At 65.6% G+C, this 15,341-nt stretch carries 14 protein-coding genes; 7 read left to right on the top strand and 7 right to left on the bottom strand.

Annotated features, from left to right (window positions below; all coding sequences use genetic code 11):
• Positions 1–22: 22 nt before the first annotated feature.
• The gene (locus AC1DYL_RS09585; protein ID WP_477172958.1) at positions 23–904 is read left to right on the top strand and encodes an NmrA family NAD(P)-binding protein; all 882 of its coding nucleotides are present in this window, start codon (positions 23–25) and stop codon (positions 902–904) included.
• A 124-nt stretch (positions 905–1,028) separates the two neighbouring features.
• Here the strand turns inward: AC1DYL_RS09585 and purU are convergent, their stop codons facing one another.
• From purU to AC1DYL_RS09555, 6 genes are all read right to left on the bottom strand, one after another.
• Positions 1,029–1,880 (bottom strand): formyltetrahydrofolate deformylase, encoded by an 852-nt coding sequence (gene purU / locus AC1DYL_RS09580; RefSeq protein ID WP_477172957.1) that lies wholly within the window; start codon positions 1,878–1,880, stop codon positions 1,029–1,031.
• A 77-nt stretch (positions 1,881–1,957) separates the two neighbouring features.
• On the bottom strand, positions 1,958–2,752 hold the full coding sequence (gene iolB / locus AC1DYL_RS09575) for a 5-deoxy-glucuronate isomerase (RefSeq protein WP_477172956.1): 795 nt from the start codon (positions 2,750–2,752) through the stop codon (positions 1,958–1,960).
• Positions 2,733–2,975 (bottom strand): hypothetical protein, encoded by a 243-nt coding sequence (locus AC1DYL_RS09570; protein ID WP_477148277.1) that lies wholly within the window; start codon positions 2,973–2,975, stop codon positions 2,733–2,735. The genes iolB and AC1DYL_RS09570 overlap by 20 nt, the downstream gene beginning before the upstream one ends.
• A 60-nt stretch (positions 2,976–3,035) precedes the next feature.
• Positions 3,036–3,953, bottom strand: a complete 918-nt coding sequence (iolE, locus tag AC1DYL_RS09565; protein WP_477172955.1) for a myo-inosose-2 dehydratase — start codon at positions 3,951–3,953, stop codon at positions 3,036–3,038.
• Positions 3,954–3,967: 14 nt separating this feature from the next.
• Entirely contained in the window at positions 3,968–5,812 is a 1,845-nt protein-coding gene (iolD, locus tag AC1DYL_RS09560; RefSeq protein WP_477172954.1) for a 3D-(3,5/4)-trihydroxycyclohexane-1,2-dione acylhydrolase (decyclizing), read from the bottom strand.
• Positions 5,812–7,695 (bottom strand): bifunctional 5-dehydro-2-deoxygluconokinase/5-dehydro-2-deoxyphosphogluconate aldolase, encoded by a 1,884-nt coding sequence (locus AC1DYL_RS09555; RefSeq protein ID WP_477172953.1) that lies wholly within the window; start codon positions 7,693–7,695, stop codon positions 5,812–5,814. The genes iolD and AC1DYL_RS09555 overlap by 1 nt, the downstream gene beginning before the upstream one ends.
• Positions 7,696–7,953: 258 nt before the next feature.
• Between AC1DYL_RS09555 and iolG the strand changes: the two genes are divergently transcribed.
• Together iolG and AC1DYL_RS09545 are read left to right on the top strand one after the other, a co-directional pair.
• Complete coding sequence (gene iolG, locus AC1DYL_RS09550; protein WP_477172952.1) at positions 7,954–8,940, top strand: inositol 2-dehydrogenase; 987 nt, start codon at positions 7,954–7,956, stop codon at positions 8,938–8,940.
• 255 nt (positions 8,941–9,195) lie between these two features.
• Positions 9,196–10,023, top strand: a complete 828-nt coding sequence (locus tag AC1DYL_RS09545) for an SDR family oxidoreductase (protein WP_477156168.1) — start codon at positions 9,196–9,198, stop codon at positions 10,021–10,023.
• Between the two features lie 55 nt (positions 10,024–10,078).
• Here AC1DYL_RS09545 and AC1DYL_RS09540 read toward each other — a convergent pair whose 3' ends face one another.
• Positions 10,079–10,924 carry a MurR/RpiR family transcriptional regulator gene (locus tag AC1DYL_RS09540; protein WP_477148271.1) on the bottom strand — a complete coding sequence of 282 codons (846 nt, stop codon included), beginning with the start codon at positions 10,922–10,924 and terminating at the stop codon, positions 10,079–10,081.
• Between the two features lie 231 nt (positions 10,925–11,155).
• Here AC1DYL_RS09540 and AC1DYL_RS09535 point away from each other — a divergent pair, with 231 nt between their 5' ends.
• From AC1DYL_RS09535 to AC1DYL_RS09520, 4 genes are all read left to right on the top strand, one after another.
• Positions 11,156–11,932 carry an ATP-binding cassette domain-containing protein gene (locus AC1DYL_RS09535; RefSeq protein ID WP_477156169.1) on the top strand — a complete coding sequence of 259 codons (777 nt, stop codon included), beginning with the start codon at positions 11,156–11,158 and terminating at the stop codon, positions 11,930–11,932.
• Between the two features lie 9 nt (positions 11,933–11,941).
• Entirely contained in the window at positions 11,942–12,955 is a 1,014-nt protein-coding gene (locus AC1DYL_RS09530; RefSeq protein WP_477156170.1) for an ABC transporter permease, read from the top strand.
• A gap of 81 nt (positions 12,956–13,036) precedes the next feature.
• Positions 13,037–13,945 (top strand): sugar ABC transporter substrate-binding protein, encoded by a 909-nt coding sequence (locus AC1DYL_RS09525; RefSeq protein WP_477172951.1) that lies wholly within the window; start codon positions 13,037–13,039, stop codon positions 13,943–13,945.
• 279 nt (positions 13,946–14,224) lie between these two features.
• The gene (locus AC1DYL_RS09520) at positions 14,225–15,340 is read left to right on the top strand and encodes a Gfo/Idh/MocA family protein (protein ID WP_477172950.1); all 1,116 of its coding nucleotides are present in this window, start codon (positions 14,225–14,227) and stop codon (positions 15,338–15,340) included.
• The last annotated feature ends 1 nt before the right edge of the window (position 15,341 follow it).

The raw sequence follows: 15,341 nt of genomic DNA, 5'->3' as shown, positions 1-15,341 counted from the left end.
ACAACCTATTGGAGACCCGAATATGACCACCTCACCGACCCTGTTCGTCGCTGGCGCCAACGGCAAGCTCGGCCGCCGCGTCGTCGAACTGCTGCTCGAGCGCGGCTATGCCGGCAAGATCATCGCCGGTTCGCGCCACCCAGAAAAATTGAACTTCCCGGGCCTCGAAACCCGCAAGGCCGACTACGGCGACGTACCCGGCTTCATCAAAGCGCTCGACGGCGTCGACCGGTTGCTGGTAGTTTCAACCGACGTGCTCGGCCCGAGCCGGCTGGCGCTGCAGACCAGCGCCGTCGCCGCGGCCAAGGCCGCCGGGGTCAAGCACATCGTCTATACCTCGATGCCGGCGCCGGAGCCGGCCTCGCCGATCCCGTTCGCGCCCGAGCACTATGGCACCGAGGAAGCGATCAGGGCCTCCGGCATCGGCTACAGCATCCTGCGCATGAACTGGTATGCCGAGAACCTGCTGAGCTCGCTGCCCTCGGCCCTGCAGACCGGCAAATGGTACACCTCTGCCGGGGCCGGCACGATCGCCCACGTCTCGCGCGAGGACACGGCCCGCGCCGCTGCCGGCGCCCTGCTCGCGGGCGACGTCAGCCGCACGCTCACCGTCACCGGACCCGAGGCGTTTACGACCCGACAGATCGCCGCAATCGCCAGCGAGGTCACCGGTCGGTCCATCGAGGTGGTCGATGTCAGCGATGAGCAGCTGGCAGCCGGCGCCGTCGCTGCGGGTGTACCGGCGCCGGTGGCGCATGGCTTCATCGTGCCGTTCGACCAGAACACGCGCCTCGGCCGCGTGGCGCTCGCCACTAACGCGGTGGAACTGCTGTGGGGCGAGGCCCCGCAGACCCTGCGCGAATTTCTCGCGGCCAACCGGTCGGCACTGGCTCAGGCGGCCTGAGCCGCCCGCCGCCCCTGATCTCTCGGTCCGCGGGCCTTACCCGCGGACCCATCTCCACCCGAGCCGGACCATCGTCCCGGGTCTTCGCCCGCGGATGACGGCAGATGGAGCGGCGTTCGTGTCCTTACCCGAACACCACCGTCTTCTTACCGTTCAGCATGACCCGGTTCTCGAGGTGGAGCTTCACCGCCCGGGCCAGCACCCGGCTTTCGACATCGCGCCCCGCTGCCACCAGGTCGTCGGGGCTTAGCGCGTGGGTCACGCGCGCCGTTTCCTGCTCGATGATCGGACCTTCGTCGAGCTCCGGCGTCACGTAGTGCGCTGTGGCGCCGATGATCTTCACGCCGCGCTCGTGCGCCTGGTGGTACGGCTTGGCGCCCTTGAAGCTGGGCAGGAACGAGTGGTGGATGTTGATGATCTGGCCATAGAGCCGGGTCGCAAACTTGTCCGACAGGATCTGCATATAGCGGGCCAGCACCACGAGATCGGCGCCGGTCTCCTTGAACAGGGCGATCACCTGCTCCTCCTGCTCGGCCTTGTTGTTCTTGCCGACCGGCAGCACGTGATACGGGATGCCCTCGTAGTCGGCGGTCTTGCGGCTATCCTCGTGGTTGGAAACGATCGCCACCACCTCGGCATCGAGCCAGCCGACGCGGATCTGGTAGAGCAGGTGCAGCAGGGTGTGGTCGAACTTCGAGACCATCACCAGGATCTTCTTCTTCTTCGCCTCGTCCACCAGCGTGGTGCGCATGCCGAAGCGCTCCACCGCCGGCTTCAGCCCGCGCTCCAGCGCGTCGCGATCCACCCCGGCGGGCGTGGTGAAGGCCAGGCGCATGAAGAACTGGCCGGTCTCCTTGTCCCAGAACTGGTTGGATTCTGCGATGTTGCAACCGAGGCCCGCCAGTTCCGTGGTCACCGCGGCAACAATCCCCGGCCGATCGGCACAGGAGAGGGTGAGAACGAAATTGGACGACATGTCAGGCGCTCCGGAAACAAAGTCGCGGAGCGATGCACGCAGGGGCGCGGCGGGTCAAGGGGGAGGCGGGCGTAGGGTTACGCCAACATCCACTCATGCTCAGGCGCGTTGTAGAACTTCCACGTCCGCGTCGGCCCGGCCATGACGTTGAGGTAATAGATGTCGTACCCCGCCACCGCCGCCACCGGGTGATAGCCCTTCGGCACCATCACCACGTCGCCGTCCTCGATCAGCATCGTTTCATCCAGCGACCGGTCGTCCGTGTAGACGCGCTGGAAGCCAAACCCCTGCGGCTTCGAGAAGCGGTGGTAGTAGGTCTCTTCGAGGAAGCTCTGGCGCGGCAGGTCGTCTTCGTCGTGCCGGTGCGGCGGGTAGCTCGAGGTGTGGCCGCCGGGGGTGATCACCTCGACCACCAGCAGCGAATCCGCCGGCGCCGTCTCGGGCAGGATGTTGGTGGGGTAACGGGTATTGGTGCCCTTGCCGCGGGTCAGTTGTTCGACATCATCAGGCCCGATGACGCGCGGCGGCCGCGCACCGCGCACGCCGGGCGCAGAGCAGACCGCAACCTCGAGCGGGGTCAGCGCCTCGATGCGCCAGTTCGCGCCGGCCGGCGCATAGACCGAATAGCCCGGGCCTTCGAACGGGCTCATGCGGCCGCCGACTAGGAAGTCCTGCCCGTCGATGTTCACGTTGGCCCGGCCCGAGATCAGCACGATGCAGACCTCGCGGTCGTCGCCGCCGCCCCGCGCGATGTCGCCGGCATTGGGCAGCTTGTGCAGGTCAAACCCGACATAGGTCCAGCCGGCATTCTCAGGCGTGATGTGGTGGACGTGGCCTTGTTCGGCAGTGGGCCTAGCTTTTAGGTTTGCCATCGATCTTCTTGAGCTCGTTCTCGAAGTTGATGAAGAAGGTCCAGACCCCGTAGGCCAGCGCCGCCAGCGTGATCAGACCCCAGAACTGGTCGTGGTTGTAGAGCCACTCCCAGCCGCACCAAACCGCGATGATCGCAATCAGGATCACCCGCCGGTAGAGCGGCTTGAACCAGGGCAGGGTGAAGAGCCCGGGTTTCTTTCCTTCGTTGTTGTCGTCCGTCACGCCGATCCTCCTGAAAGACGTCAAACTAGTCGATCAGGCGACCGTGCGAAACGCCCGCATTCAGCGATTGGGAAAACCCTGCGTCTCGACGGTGTAGCCGGCCAGCGTCATCACCCGCATCAGCTCCTTGTGGCCCACCTGCGCCATGCGCAGCGGCGGGTTCTTCTTCGGGTCCTGCTCCGCCTCGACGACGAACCAGCCCTCGTAGCCATAGTCGGAGAGCTTCTGCACGATCGCCGCGAAATCCAGCGAGCCATCGCCCGGCACGGTGAAGGCGCCGAGCGCCACCGCATCGAGGAAACTCTGCCTGGTGCGATCGAGCCCATCGACCACGGCCTGGCGAATGTCCTTCACGTGCACGTGGCTGATCCGCGCATGGTGGTTGTCGATGGCCCGCAGCACGTCGCCGCCGGCAAAAGCCAGATGCCCCGCATCGAGCAGCAGGGGGATGCCGGGACCCGACCCGCGCATGAAGGCATCGAGCTCCGGCTCGGTCTCCACCACCGCCGCCATGTGGTGGTGATAGGCCAGCGGCATGCCTTGCTCAGCGCACCATTCGCCGAACTGCGTCACCTTCTTGGCATAGGCCCGCATCTCGTCGTCCGAGAGCTTCGGCTTCGTCGCCAGCGGCTTGCTCCGGTCGCCCTGGATCGAGCGGCCGACTTCGCCGTAGACGATGCAGGGCGCGTCCACCGCCTTGAACAGCTCGATCATCGGGGCGATGCGCGCCTGGTTGGCGGCAATGTCCTCGTTGACCAGCGTGCCCGAGAACCAGCCACCGCAGAGCGTCACGTCGGCCGCGCGGAGGATCGGCAGCATGACGTCCGGATCATCGGGAAAGCGGCGGCCCTTCTCCATGCCGGTAAACCCGGCCGAGCGCGACTGGCGCAGGCATTCCTCCAGCGACACGTCATCGCTGAGCTCCACCAGATCGTCGTTCCACCACGCAATGGGGGACATGCCGAGTTTGGCCTTCACGTCATATGCTCCGATTAGTGCCGCTGACCCTTCAGCGCTTCCTCATATTCCTTGCGTGCCGCGTTCACCTGCGGCCGCACGCTCACTTCCGGCACCGCCACGTCCCACCAGTGCCCACCTGCATCGGTGGTGATCAGCGGGTCGGTGTCGATCACCAACACCGTGGTGCGCTCCACCTTCTCGGCGTCCTCGAGTGCGCTTTCCAGCTCCGCAATTGACGCAGCCTTCCGCACCCAGGCCCCCATCGATGCGGCGTGCGCCGCGAAGTCGATCTCGGGCAGCGTCTCGTGGAAGGTGTCCTTCAGCAGGTTGTTGAAGTTCGCCCCGCCGGTGGCCATCTGCAGCCGGTTGATGCAGCCGAAGCCGCGGTTGTCGAGCACCACGATGGTCAACTTCTTGCCCAGCATCACCGAGGTGGCGATCTCGGAATTCATCATCATGTAGCTGCCGTCGCCGAGCATCACGATCACGTCGTCATGCGGCTTCGCCAGCTTCACGCCCAGACCGCCGGCGATCTCGTAGCCCATGGTCGAGTAGCCGTATTCCATGTGGTAGCTGCCCGGCGCGCCGGCTGGCCACAGCTTGTGCAATTCGCCCGGCAGCCCGCCTGAGGCGCAGACCAGCGTCGCGCCCGAACCACGCGCCCGGTGCACCGCACCGATCACCTGCGCGTCCGACGGTAGCGCGTTGGTCGGATCGGTGACGGCCTTTGCGGCGGTCAGCCATTTGGTCTTGGCCTCCTTGGCGGTGGAGACCCAGGCATCCGGCGATTTCCAGCCACCGAGCTTCGCTTCCAGCGCCGCCAGCCCAGCCTTCGCGTCGGCAACAAGCGGTAGCGCCCGGTGTTTTCCCGCGTCGAACGGCTGCGCGTTGAGCCCGACGATCTGCACGCCCTCGGCCTTGAACAGCGCCCACGAGCCGGTGGTGAAATCCTGCAGTCGCGAGCCGACTGCGAGCACGACATCGGCCTGTTTGGCCAGCAGGTTCGAGGCCGACGAGCCGGTCACGCCGACCGAGCCCATGTTGAGCGGATGGTCATGCGGCAGCGACGACTTGCCGGAATTGGTCTCCATCACCGGGATGCCGTGCGCCTCGGCGAAAGCCTTCAGCGCGCCGGCCGCCTCGGAGTAGAGCACGCCCCCGCCGGCGATGATCACCGGCTTCTTCGCGGCCTTCAGCGCCTTCACGGCCTGCTCGAGTTCGTTGCGATCCGGCTCCGGCCGGCGCGGCGTCCACACCCGCTCGGCAAAGAAGCTCTCGGGATAGTCGAACGCTTCGGCCTGGACGTCCTGGCAGAGGCTCAGCGTCACCGGGCCGCATTCGGCCGGGTCGGTCAGCACCTGCATGGCGCGGCTCAGCGCCGGGACGATCTGCTCGGGCCGGGTGATACGGTCGAAATAGCGGCTGACCGGCCGGAACACGTCATTGGCGCTCACCGTGCCGTCGCCCCAGTCCTCCACCTGCTGCAGCACCGGATCGGGCGCGCGGTTGGCGAACACGTCGCCAGGGAGCAGCAGCACCGGCAGCCGGTTCACATGCGCCAGCGCGGCGGCCGTCACCATGTTGGTGGCGCCCGGCCCGATCGAGGAGGTCGCCGCCATGAAGCGCCGGCGGAAGCTGGCTTTGGCGAAGGCGATGGCGGCGTGCGCCATGCCCTGCTCGTTATGGGCGCGGTAGGTCGGCAACTCGTCGCGCACCTGGTACAGCGCCTCGCCGAAACCCGCGACATTGCCGTGGCCGAAAATGGCGAACACGCCGCCGAAGATCGGCACTTTCTTGCCGTCGATCACGGTCATCTGCCGCGTCATGAAACGCGCCACAGCCTGCGCCATGGTGAGGCGTACTGTCTTATCGGCCATCATTGAGCCTCCCAAATCCCCACCAGCGCCTTGAAGCGCGCCGTCATGTCCGCGACCGCTTCGGCGTCGGTCATCGTGCCAGCAAACCACGCCTTGGCCGCCTCGGCAAAGAGAGTACGACCGACGGCAAAGCCGCGCACCGTGCGCGAGCCGCGCGCGACGGCGAACCCCTGCGCCAGCTCGTCCTGCGGCGCCTCCAACCCAAGCAGCACGACGCCGCGGCAGAATGGATCGCGCGTTTCGATCACCTGGTCGACGGCCTCCCAGGCTCTGGCGTCGGGCTGCGATTCGAGCTTCCACCAGTCGGGCTTCAACCCGGCGTCGTAGAGTTCGGCCAGCGCCCGCGCCGTGGTCTTGAAGTCGACCGGGCCGGCTTTGCTGGCAATGATCTCGATCAGGATGTCGCGGCCGACCTTGCGGGCCGCCTCATAGGCGGAGCGCAGCTTTTCGATCTGCTCGGCCTTCAGCGCCGCCGGATCGTCCGGGTGATAGAAGCACAGCACTTTGATGCAGTGGTCGACCGGCCAGTCCGTCAACCGGCTGCCGAGGTCCTGCGAGAACTCGAAGCGCAGCGGGCGGCTGCCGGGCAGCTCGATCGGGCGACCGATCCAGAAGTTCTTCGGCGCCTCGAACAGCGCGTCGCGGCCGTATTTATCATCAAGCAGCATGCCGAAGCCGGGCCGGCCATTGGCCACCGCGGTGGCCGCCTTGACCGCCAACACCTTGAAGGCCGGGATGCGGTCGCATCCGTCGCCGGCAATGTCCTCGATCTGCTTCCGATGATCGATAGCGAAGGCGGTGAGCTTGGGCCAGGCCTGCCGGCGGGTCGTCGCCCAGTGCAGGTGGTTCAGCGCTTCGTCCTTGCGCAGCGCCTTTTCCTTGCTGCCGTGCTTCAGGAAATAGTCGAGCTCGGTCCAGCTCGGATACTCCGGCGCGCAGAGCAGGCGGGATACCGCGAAGGCGCCGCAGGCATTGGCCCAGGTGGCGCTGGTTGCATGGCTCTCGCCCTTCAGCCAGCCACGCAGGAAGCCGCTCATGAAGGCGTCGCCGGCACCGAGCACATTGTAGACTTCGATAGGGAAGCCCTGGCCGACGATGCCGTGCTCAAGGTCGTCGCCGATCGGGCCGTCGTAGACGACGCAGCCCTTGGCGCCGCGCTTCAGCACCACGGTGGCATTGGTGACCGTGCGGATGGTCTTGAGGGCTTGCAGCAGGTCGCTTTCGCCGGCGGCGACCAACACTTCTTCCTCGGTGCCGACGATCAGGTCGCAGTCAGCAAGGACGGGGCGCATCTTGGCAGAGACGTAGTCGGATTTGACGTAGCGCTCGAAGCCCGCGGCGTGGCCGGCGAGGCCCCAGAGGTTGGGCCGGTAGTCGATATCGAACACCACCTTGCGGCCTGCCGCCTTGGCGATGCGGATCGCCTTCAGCTGCGCTGCTTCGGCATTGGGGGTGGAGAAATGGGTGCCGGTCACGACGATGGCGCTGGCGGACTGGATGAAGCTCTCGTCGATATCGGCTTCATCAAGCGCCATGTCGGCGCAATCGGTGCGCACGAAGATCATCGGCGAGACGCCCTCGGCCTCAACGGCGAGCAGCACCAGCGCGGTCAGGCGCTTGTCGTCGGTGGCGATGCCGGTGATGTCGACGCCTTCGCGGCTCAGCTGCTCCTTGATGAAGCCGCCCATCTGCTCGCCACCGACGCGGGTGATCAGCGCCGATTTCAGCCCCAGCCGGGCGGTGCCGACGGCGATGTTGGCGGGGCAGCCGCCGACCGATTTGGCGAACGAGCCGATATCCTCGAGACGCGAGCCGATCTGCTGGCCGTAAAGATCGACCGATGAGCGCCCGATGGTGATGACATCGAGCTTTGGCTCCGCCATGATCTCCCCCGCATAGTCTGACTGGACAGCTTTCAGCGGCCGTTGTATCCCTCGCGCGAATGAAACGTCAATTCCGAAACGGAATATTTCCGGAATGGATGTTCCATTTTGTGGGCTGCTGAACCGGCGGGAGTGCGCCGGCAGAAGTTCATGATCCAAGCATCGACTATCGCGCAACTCAGCATGGTCGAATGCACAGATTTGCAGTTCAGGATGCGTGCAGCATCCGTTCATCTAGGTTGATCGGGGAGAATAGAATTGGTCAGGTTTGCTGTCCTGGGTGCGGGGCGTATCGGCAAGGTCCACGCGGGGACGATTAGCAACTCCAGCCGGGCCAGCGTCGCCTACGTCGCCGACGCCATTCCCGACGCTGCGGCATCGCTGGCCGCCTCGGTCGGCGCCAAGGTCGCGACGATCGACGAGATCCTCGCCTCCGACGTCGACGCGGTCCTGATCGCGACGCCCACCGATACGCATGCCGACCTGATCGAGCAGGCGGCGCGGGCGGGCAAGGCGATCCTCTGCGAGAAGCCGGTGTCGCTGTCGGTGGAGCGGATCGAGGCCTGCCTGCCGGTGGTTAAGGCGGCCGGCGTGCCGCTGATGATCGGCTTCAACCGCCGGTTCGATCCGAACTTCGCCGCGGTGGAGAAGCGCATCCAGGGCGGGGAGATCGGCGACGTCGAGATCGTCACCATCATCTCGCGCGACCCGGCGCCGCCGCCGGTCAGCTATATCGAGCGTTCCGGCGGGCTCTACCGCGACATGATGATCCACGATTTCGACATGGCGCGCTTCCTCGTCGGCGAGGAGTTCGTCTCGGTCCACGCGCTCGGTAGCGCCTTGGTCGACAAGGCCATCGGCGTCGCCGGCGACGTCGATACCGCCGCTGTGCAGATGCAGACCGCCTCTGGCAAGATCGCTGTCATCACCAACTCCCGCCGCGCCACCTATGGCTACGACCAGCGGGTCGAAGTGCACGGCTCGAAGGGCATGCTGCGTGCCGGCAACATCCACATGACGACGCTCGAGCGGGCGGACGGCGCCGGCTTCACGCAGGACGTGATCCAGAATTTCTTCATCGACCGGTACGTCGCGGCCTACGCGGCCGAGGTGAACACGTTCATCGACGCGATGGCCAACGGCACCACGCCGACGCCGTCCGGATACGATGGACTGCAGGCGCAGAAGCTGGCGGAAGCGGCGACCAAGAGCTCGCAGACTGGGCAGGCGGTTCGGGTGGGGTAACTGGCCCGCAGCCCTGGTGGCTGTGGACCCCCACCCCTGTCCCCTCCCCCTAAGAATGGGGAGGGAGACGAAAACGCCGGAATCAATGTGAGGGTCTCCCTCCCCATTCTTAGGGGGAGGGGACAGGGGTGCGGGTCGGAGAGCACCGGCGCGGCTGCCCAATGGGAAGCATCGTCATCGCACGATGGGGCTTGGCTTGCGTTGCCCAAATCCCTAGTCTCCGGCCGCTTTCCTTTACCCATTTGAGTCCCAGACATGACTGATAGTGCCTCCGCCCAATTTGCCGGCAAGATTGCCGTTGTCACCGGTGCCGCGCAGGGCATCGGCGAGGCGGCGGCGCGGCTGCTGGCGGCGCGCGGCGCGGCCGGCGTGGTGCTGGTCGATCGGCGCGCCGAGCAGGGCGAGGCGGTGGCCAAGTCGCTGAACGCAGCCGGCACCAAGGCAGTCTTCGTCGAGGCGGATCTGGCGGATCCCGAGGCGGTGGCGAAGGTCATTCCCGCGGCGGACAAGGCTTTCGGCCGGGTGGATATCCTCGCCAACATCGCGGGGCTGACCGATCGCGGCACCATTCTCGACACCGATCTCGCGCTCTACGACAAGATGTTCGCCGTCAACGTGCGGGCGCCGTTCTTCCTGATGCAGGACGCCATCAAGGTGATGCAGCGCGAGCGCACCGAGGGGACGATCGTCAACATCCTGTCGGTCAACGCCTATATCGGCTCGCCCAACCTCGCGGCGTACAGCGCGTCGAAGGGCGCGCTGATGACGCTGACCAAGAACACCGCCAACGCCGTCAACATGATGCGGATCCGGGTCAACGGCATCATCCTCGGCTGGGCCGACACGCCGGGCGAGCACGAGACACTGAAGAAGTTCCACGACGCATCGGACGACTGGCTGGAACAGGCCGAGCCGACGCGGCCGTTCGGCAAGCTGATCAAGCCGGAAGACGTAGCCCGGCTGATCGCCTTCCTCGGCGGCCCGGAATCGTCACCGATGACAGGGTCTTGCGTGGAGTATGAGCAGACGGTGGTCGGGGCGTACGCCGGAAGCGCGCTGGGCTATCCGCAAAAGAAGGCCTGAGGCTCTGGGGGGCAGCAGTCGCCTTCTCCCCTTGTGGGAGAAGGCAGGGGGTGTCCTACTTTTCGCCGCGTCGGCTTGCGACCGCGACGGTCAGTGTCATCGCCAGCGCCATGGTCGCGGCCATCGAGCGGAAGCCTTCGAAATCCGCTTCGACAATCTCGAGCCAGGCGTCGGCGATCGGGGCGATGGGGCTAAAGATCGAGTCGGTGATCGAGACGACCTTGGCGTGCCGGGCTTTCGCGGCGTGGGCGAGGGTCACCGTCTCGCTGGCATAGGGCGTGAAGCTGATGGCCAGCACTGCGTCGCGGGGCGAGATGAAGCCGATTTGCTCGGCGCCGAGACCGGCGATGCCGTCGACCAGCATGTTGCGGATGCCGAGCTTGCCCATGGCGTAGGCCATGTAGCTGGTGATGGGGAACGAGCGGCGGAGGCCGACGAGGTAGACGGTCTCCGCCTTGGCGAGGATTTCGACAGCCGTATCAAGGGTTTCCGGGTCGAGCTTGAGCCGCAGGTCGGCGACCGAGCGCTCGGCGGCATCGGCAAAACCCTGCAGCAGCAGGCCGCTTTTTGATGCGCCGCCGTGCTCGCGCAGCTGCTTCAGGCGCTCTTCGTAGCTCGGGACGCGGTCGCGCAGGCGGGCGCGGAACACGTCCTGCAGGTCGGAAAAGCCTTGATAGCCAAGGGCCTGGCTGAAGCGCACCAGCGTTGACGGCTGCACGCCCGAGCGTTGCGCGACGCTGGCGGCGGTGCCGAAGGCGATGTCGTCGGGGTTATCGAGCGCGAAGCTCGCCACCTGGGTCAGGCGGCGGGGCAGGGTGGGGGCGCGCGCAGCAATCAGCGCGCGCAGCGCGGGAAAGTCCCGCGGCACCGCATCATCGAGCTTGATATCCCCGTCGTCCATTCCGGCCTCAAAATGCATGCATTCGACGCGGCAGAGTCCAACATAAGTGCAGGCCAAGTCCATGAACTTCTGCCAGCACCGTTCGGGTTATCCACGTTCCGAATTTGGAACACGTCCCGCTTGACGACTTACCTTAGAATGGAATAAACATTCCATCAACAGGGAATACGGCACCATTCGTTCCATCTAAATGAGAACGGGCCGTAGCAAGGTCGGGGAGGACCGTGCGCAATGGCGGCAATGCTGCTCGAAGCCAGGGGAATATCGAAGTATTTCGGCGCCATCACGGCACTGCGCGACGTGAACTTCCACGTGGCGCCGGGCGAGGTGCTGGGCGTGGTCGGCGACAATGGCGCCGGCAAATCGACCCTTATGAAGATCCTGAGCGGGCTGTTCAAGCCGAGCGAGGGCGACCTGGTGTTCAACGGCGCGCCGGTGCATTTCTCGAGCCCCAAGGACGCGCAGAAGCTCGGCATCGAGATGGTCTACCAGGACTTCGCGCTCGCCGGGAACATGCCGATCTATGAGAACATCTATCTCGGCCGCGAGCCGGGGACGAAGTTCGGGCCGCTGACCATCGTCGACCATAAGCGGTCGCGGCAGATGGCGACCGACCACCTCGACCGGCTCCACATCCACGTCAAATCGGTGGAACAGAACACGGAGGACCTTTCCGGCGGGCAGCGGCAGGCCGTGGCCATCGCGCGGGCCACGGCGTTCGACGCCAAGCTGGTGATCATGGACGAGCCCACCGCGGCGCTCGCCATCAAGGAAGTCGGCAAGGTGCTCGATCTGGTGCGCTCGCTGAAGGAGCACGGGGTGGCGGTGATCATCATCTCGCACCGCATGGACGACATCTTCTACTGCTGCGATCGGGTGATGGCGCTCTACCAGGGCACCAATTTCGCCGAGTCGGAGCTGGGAAAGACCTCGCGCAATGAGGTCATCGGCTGGATCATGGGGACCAAGGGGCACACGACCGCCCTGGCCCATGACAACATGCATTGAGGGCGGGCCATGTCTGACACCCCCGCCACCAAGTCCGGGTTCTCGCTTCGCGGCCCCGGCATGTCGAAATTCCTCGAGGTCTACGGCATCATCCTCGTCGTCGTGGTGATGATGGCGGTGCTGGCCGCGATCAAGCCGGACGTGTTCCTGTCGGCGCAGAACCTCACCAATATCCTGAAGCAAAACGCCTCGTTGGCGCTGCTGGCGCTCGGCATGTACGTGGTGATCGTCACCGCCGGCATCGACCTCAGCGTCGGCTCGATCATGGGACTCTCCATGGTCAGCCTTGCGATTGCGTCGAAGGCCGGGGTGCCGTGGCCGGTGGTGCTGCTGATCGGTCCGGCGATCGGGCTGATCGTCGGCTGGGTGAACGGCGTGGGTCTCACGGTGCTGAAGCTGCCGCATCCGTTCATCATGACGCTCGGCACGCTGAACGTAGCGCGCGGGCTCACCTATTTGATCTCGAACGGCGCGCCGATCTCGGGCCTGCAGCCTGAGGTGCGTTACATCGGGCAGGCCTATTTCGGCCTCGGGCTGCCGGCGCCAGCGGGCATCCCGGCGAGCCTGATCCTTGTCGGGGTGTGCGCCATCGGGCTGTGGTTCTTCCTCGAGAAGACCAATATGGGCCGGCACATCTTCGCCATCGGCGGCAATCCACATGCGGCGCGGGTGTCGGGTATCAATGTCGATCGCACCCTGGTGGTGGTCTACATGATCTCTGGCTTCATGGCGGGGCTCTCGGGCCTGCTGCTGGCGGGACGCACCGACTCGGGCTTCCCCAATGCCGGCATCGGTATCGAGCTCGATGCGATCGCGGCAGTGATCATTGGCGGCGCCTCGTTCTTCGGCGGGCGCGGCACGGTACTGGGCGTCCTGGCCGGCGTGCTGATCATGGGCATCCTGCGCAACGGCTTGAATATCAACAATGTCTCGGCGTTCTGGCAGCAGATCCTGATCGGTCTGGTGATCATCGTCGCCGTCTATATCGACGTGCTGCGCCGCCGCGCTGCGGTGCGCCGCTAGGAGGAATCGGGCCCGGCCGTGTCTCCCGGCCGGGGTCCTGAGGGAACGGAGACAACAAATGGTTCAGGGAGGACCATGACCATGAAGAAACTGCTTCTTACGGGCGTTGCGCTGAGCGCGCTGCTCGCCATGGCCGGTTCGGCCAATGCCGCCTACGTGCTGGGCATGAAGGGCCCGGGCGCCGGCAATCCGTTCTGGGCGGCGGTCGAGGCCGGCGCCAAGGCCAAGGGTGCCGAACTCGGCGTCGAGGTGATCGTCGTCGCCCCGCCGTCCGAATCGGACGTGCAGGCACAGATCACCCAGATTGAAGACCTGATCGCGCAGAAGGTGGACGGCATCGCGCTGGCGCCGACCGACCCGAACGCCCTCGCCCCGGTGGTGGACGCGGCCAAGGCCGCCGGCATCCCGGTGGTGTTCGTCGATACCCGCGGCATCAATGAAGGCGTCACCTTCATCGGCACCAACAACGAAGTGGGCGCCGCACTTGCCGCGGACTTCATGTGCAAGAACCTGCCGTCGGGTTCGGACGTCGCGATCCTCCAGGGGCTGATTTCGCAGTCGACTGGGCAGGCCCGCGCCGATGGTTCGAAGAAGGGTCTCGAAGCCTGCGGCCTCAAGGTCGTCGCCGAGCAGACTGCCGAGTGGGATCGCGCCAAGGGCCTCGCCGTGACCGAGAACATCCTAGCCGGCAACCCGAACATCAAGGGCATCTTTGGCTCCAACGACAACATGGCGCTCGGCGCCGTGGAAGCGTTGAAGGCTGCGGCCAAGCTCCAGGACGTGATGGTTGTCGGGTTCGACGCCAACCCGGATGCGGCGGCCTCGATCCTTGCGGGCGAAATGACCGCTTCGGTGGCACAGGCGCCGGCCAATATGGGCGGCTTCGGCATCCAGGCGCTGGTCGACCTCAAGGCCGGCAAGACGCTCGAGCCGTGGATCGATACCGGTACCGTGCTGGTCACCAAGGATAACGCCGCGGATTACAAGTAAGCTCTCCTCCAAGGAGCTGACGCCCGGAGTCCGCAAGGGCTCCGGGTGTTTTTTGGGGGCAGGATGTCTCGGACATCTCTCCCCTTGCGGGAGAGAATGCGATTTCTTGGGCTCAGCTGTTTGGCTAAGCCTTAGAAATCGCAAGAGAGGGGGTGCGGAGCCACGGCGCCTCCCATGCCCCCTCTCTTGCGAAAACTAAGGACTTAGCTGCGCTAAGCCCAAGTTTTCGCTTTCTCCCCCGCCGAGGGGGAGACGGCGGAAAGATCGGGGATAGGGAATATGACCACCATCGGCGTCGGCCTCATCGGCACGGGATACATGGGCAAGTGCCATGCGCTGGCCTGGAATGGAGTGAAGCCGGTGTTCGGCGATGGGCCGAAGCCGCGGCTGGTGCATCTCGCCGAAGTGTCGCCGGAGCTGGCAGCGCGGCGTGCCGACGAGTTCGGGTTCGAGAAGTCCACCTCGGACTGGCGCGAGCTGATTGCCAATCCGGAGGTAGAGGTGGTGTCGGTGACGACGCCGAACGCCTTCCATGCGGAGATGGCGATCGCGGCGCTGGAGGCCGGCAAGCACGTCTGGTGCGAGAAGCCGATGGCGGTGGGTTTTGCCGAGGCGCAGCGGATGGTTGCGGCGGCAAAGGCTTCGGGGAAGGTCACGGCGCTTGGCTACAACTACATCCAGAACCCGGTGATCCGGCACATCAAGCGGCTGCTCGACGAGGGCGCGATCGGGACGGTGAACCATGTCCGGTTCGAGATGGACGAGGACTTCATGGCCGACCCGGAGGCCCTGTTCTACTGGAAGAGCGAGGCGAGCTCCGGATATGGCGCGCTAGACGATTTCGGGGTGCATCCGCTGAGCCTGATGCAGTTCCTGTTCGGTGGCGTGAGCCGGGTGATGGCGCAGCTGGCGATGCCCTATGCCGACCGGCCGAGCCGGGATGGCGGGCGGCGGAAGGTCGAGACGTACGATATTGCTTCGGTGCTGCTGGAGCTTACGAACGGTGCATCCGGGGTGATGGCGCTCGACCGCTCGGCCTGGGGGCGGAAGGGGCGGATTGCGCTGCAGGTGTTCGGCAGCAAGGGGACGATCGTTTATGACCAGGAGCGGATGAACGAGTTCCAGCTCTACATCGCCAGCGACCACGCGAGCGAGCAGGGGTTTCGGACGATCCTGACGGCTCCGGTGCATGCGCCGTATGAGCGGTTCATTCCGGCGCCGGGGCATGGCTTGGGCTTCAACGAGCTGAAGATCATCGAGTGCCACGAGTTGCTCAAGGCGATCGGTGGGGATGGGGCGGCGCAGATCGTCGATTTTGCGCGCGGGCTCGAGATCGAGCGGGCGGTGCATGCGATGGCAGAGAGCCATCGGGAGCAGCGCTGGGTTTCCGTCTGAC

The sequence above is a fragment of the Devosia sp. P1_H9 genome (genome assembly GCF_056405135.1).
This window is presented reverse-complemented; position numbering and strand designations above follow the sequence as displayed.

Bases quoted from the DNA above. Each gene is read 5' to 3' on its own strand.
- AC1DYL_RS09520 (WP_477172950.1), top strand. From the start codon at position 14,225: ATGACCACCATCGGCGTCGGCCTCATCGGCACGGGATACATGGGCAAG.
- AC1DYL_RS09530 (WP_477156170.1), top strand. From the start codon at position 11,942: ATGTCTGACACCCCCGCCACCAAGTCCGGGTTCTCGCTTCGCGGCCCC.
- iolD (WP_477172954.1), bottom strand. From the start codon at position 5,812: ATGGCCGATAAGACAGTACGCCTCACCATGGCGCAGGCTGTGGCGCGT.
- AC1DYL_RS09535 (WP_477156169.1), top strand. From the start codon at position 11,156: ATGGCGGCAATGCTGCTCGAAGCCAGGGGAATATCGAAGTATTTCGGC.
- iolB (WP_477172956.1), bottom strand. From the start codon at position 2,752: ATGGCAAACCTAAAAGCTAGGCCCACTGCCGAACAAGGCCACGTCCAC.
- AC1DYL_RS09555 (WP_477172953.1), bottom strand. From the start codon at position 7,695: ATGGCGGAGCCAAAGCTCGATGTCATCACCATCGGGCGCTCATCGGTC.
- AC1DYL_RS09525 (WP_477172951.1), top strand. From the start codon at position 13,037: ATGAAGAAACTGCTTCTTACGGGCGTTGCGCTGAGCGCGCTGCTCGCC.
- AC1DYL_RS09540 (WP_477148271.1), bottom strand. From the start codon at position 10,924: ATGGACGACGGGGATATCAAGCTCGATGATGCGGTGCCGCGGGACTTT.
- AC1DYL_RS09545 (WP_477156168.1), top strand. From the start codon at position 9,196: ATGACTGATAGTGCCTCCGCCCAATTTGCCGGCAAGATTGCCGTTGTC.
- AC1DYL_RS09585 (WP_477172958.1), top strand. From the start codon at position 23: ATGACCACCTCACCGACCCTGTTCGTCGCTGGCGCCAACGGCAAGCTC.
- purU (WP_477172957.1), bottom strand. From the start codon at position 1,880: ATGTCGTCCAATTTCGTTCTCACCCTCTCCTGTGCCGATCGGCCGGGG.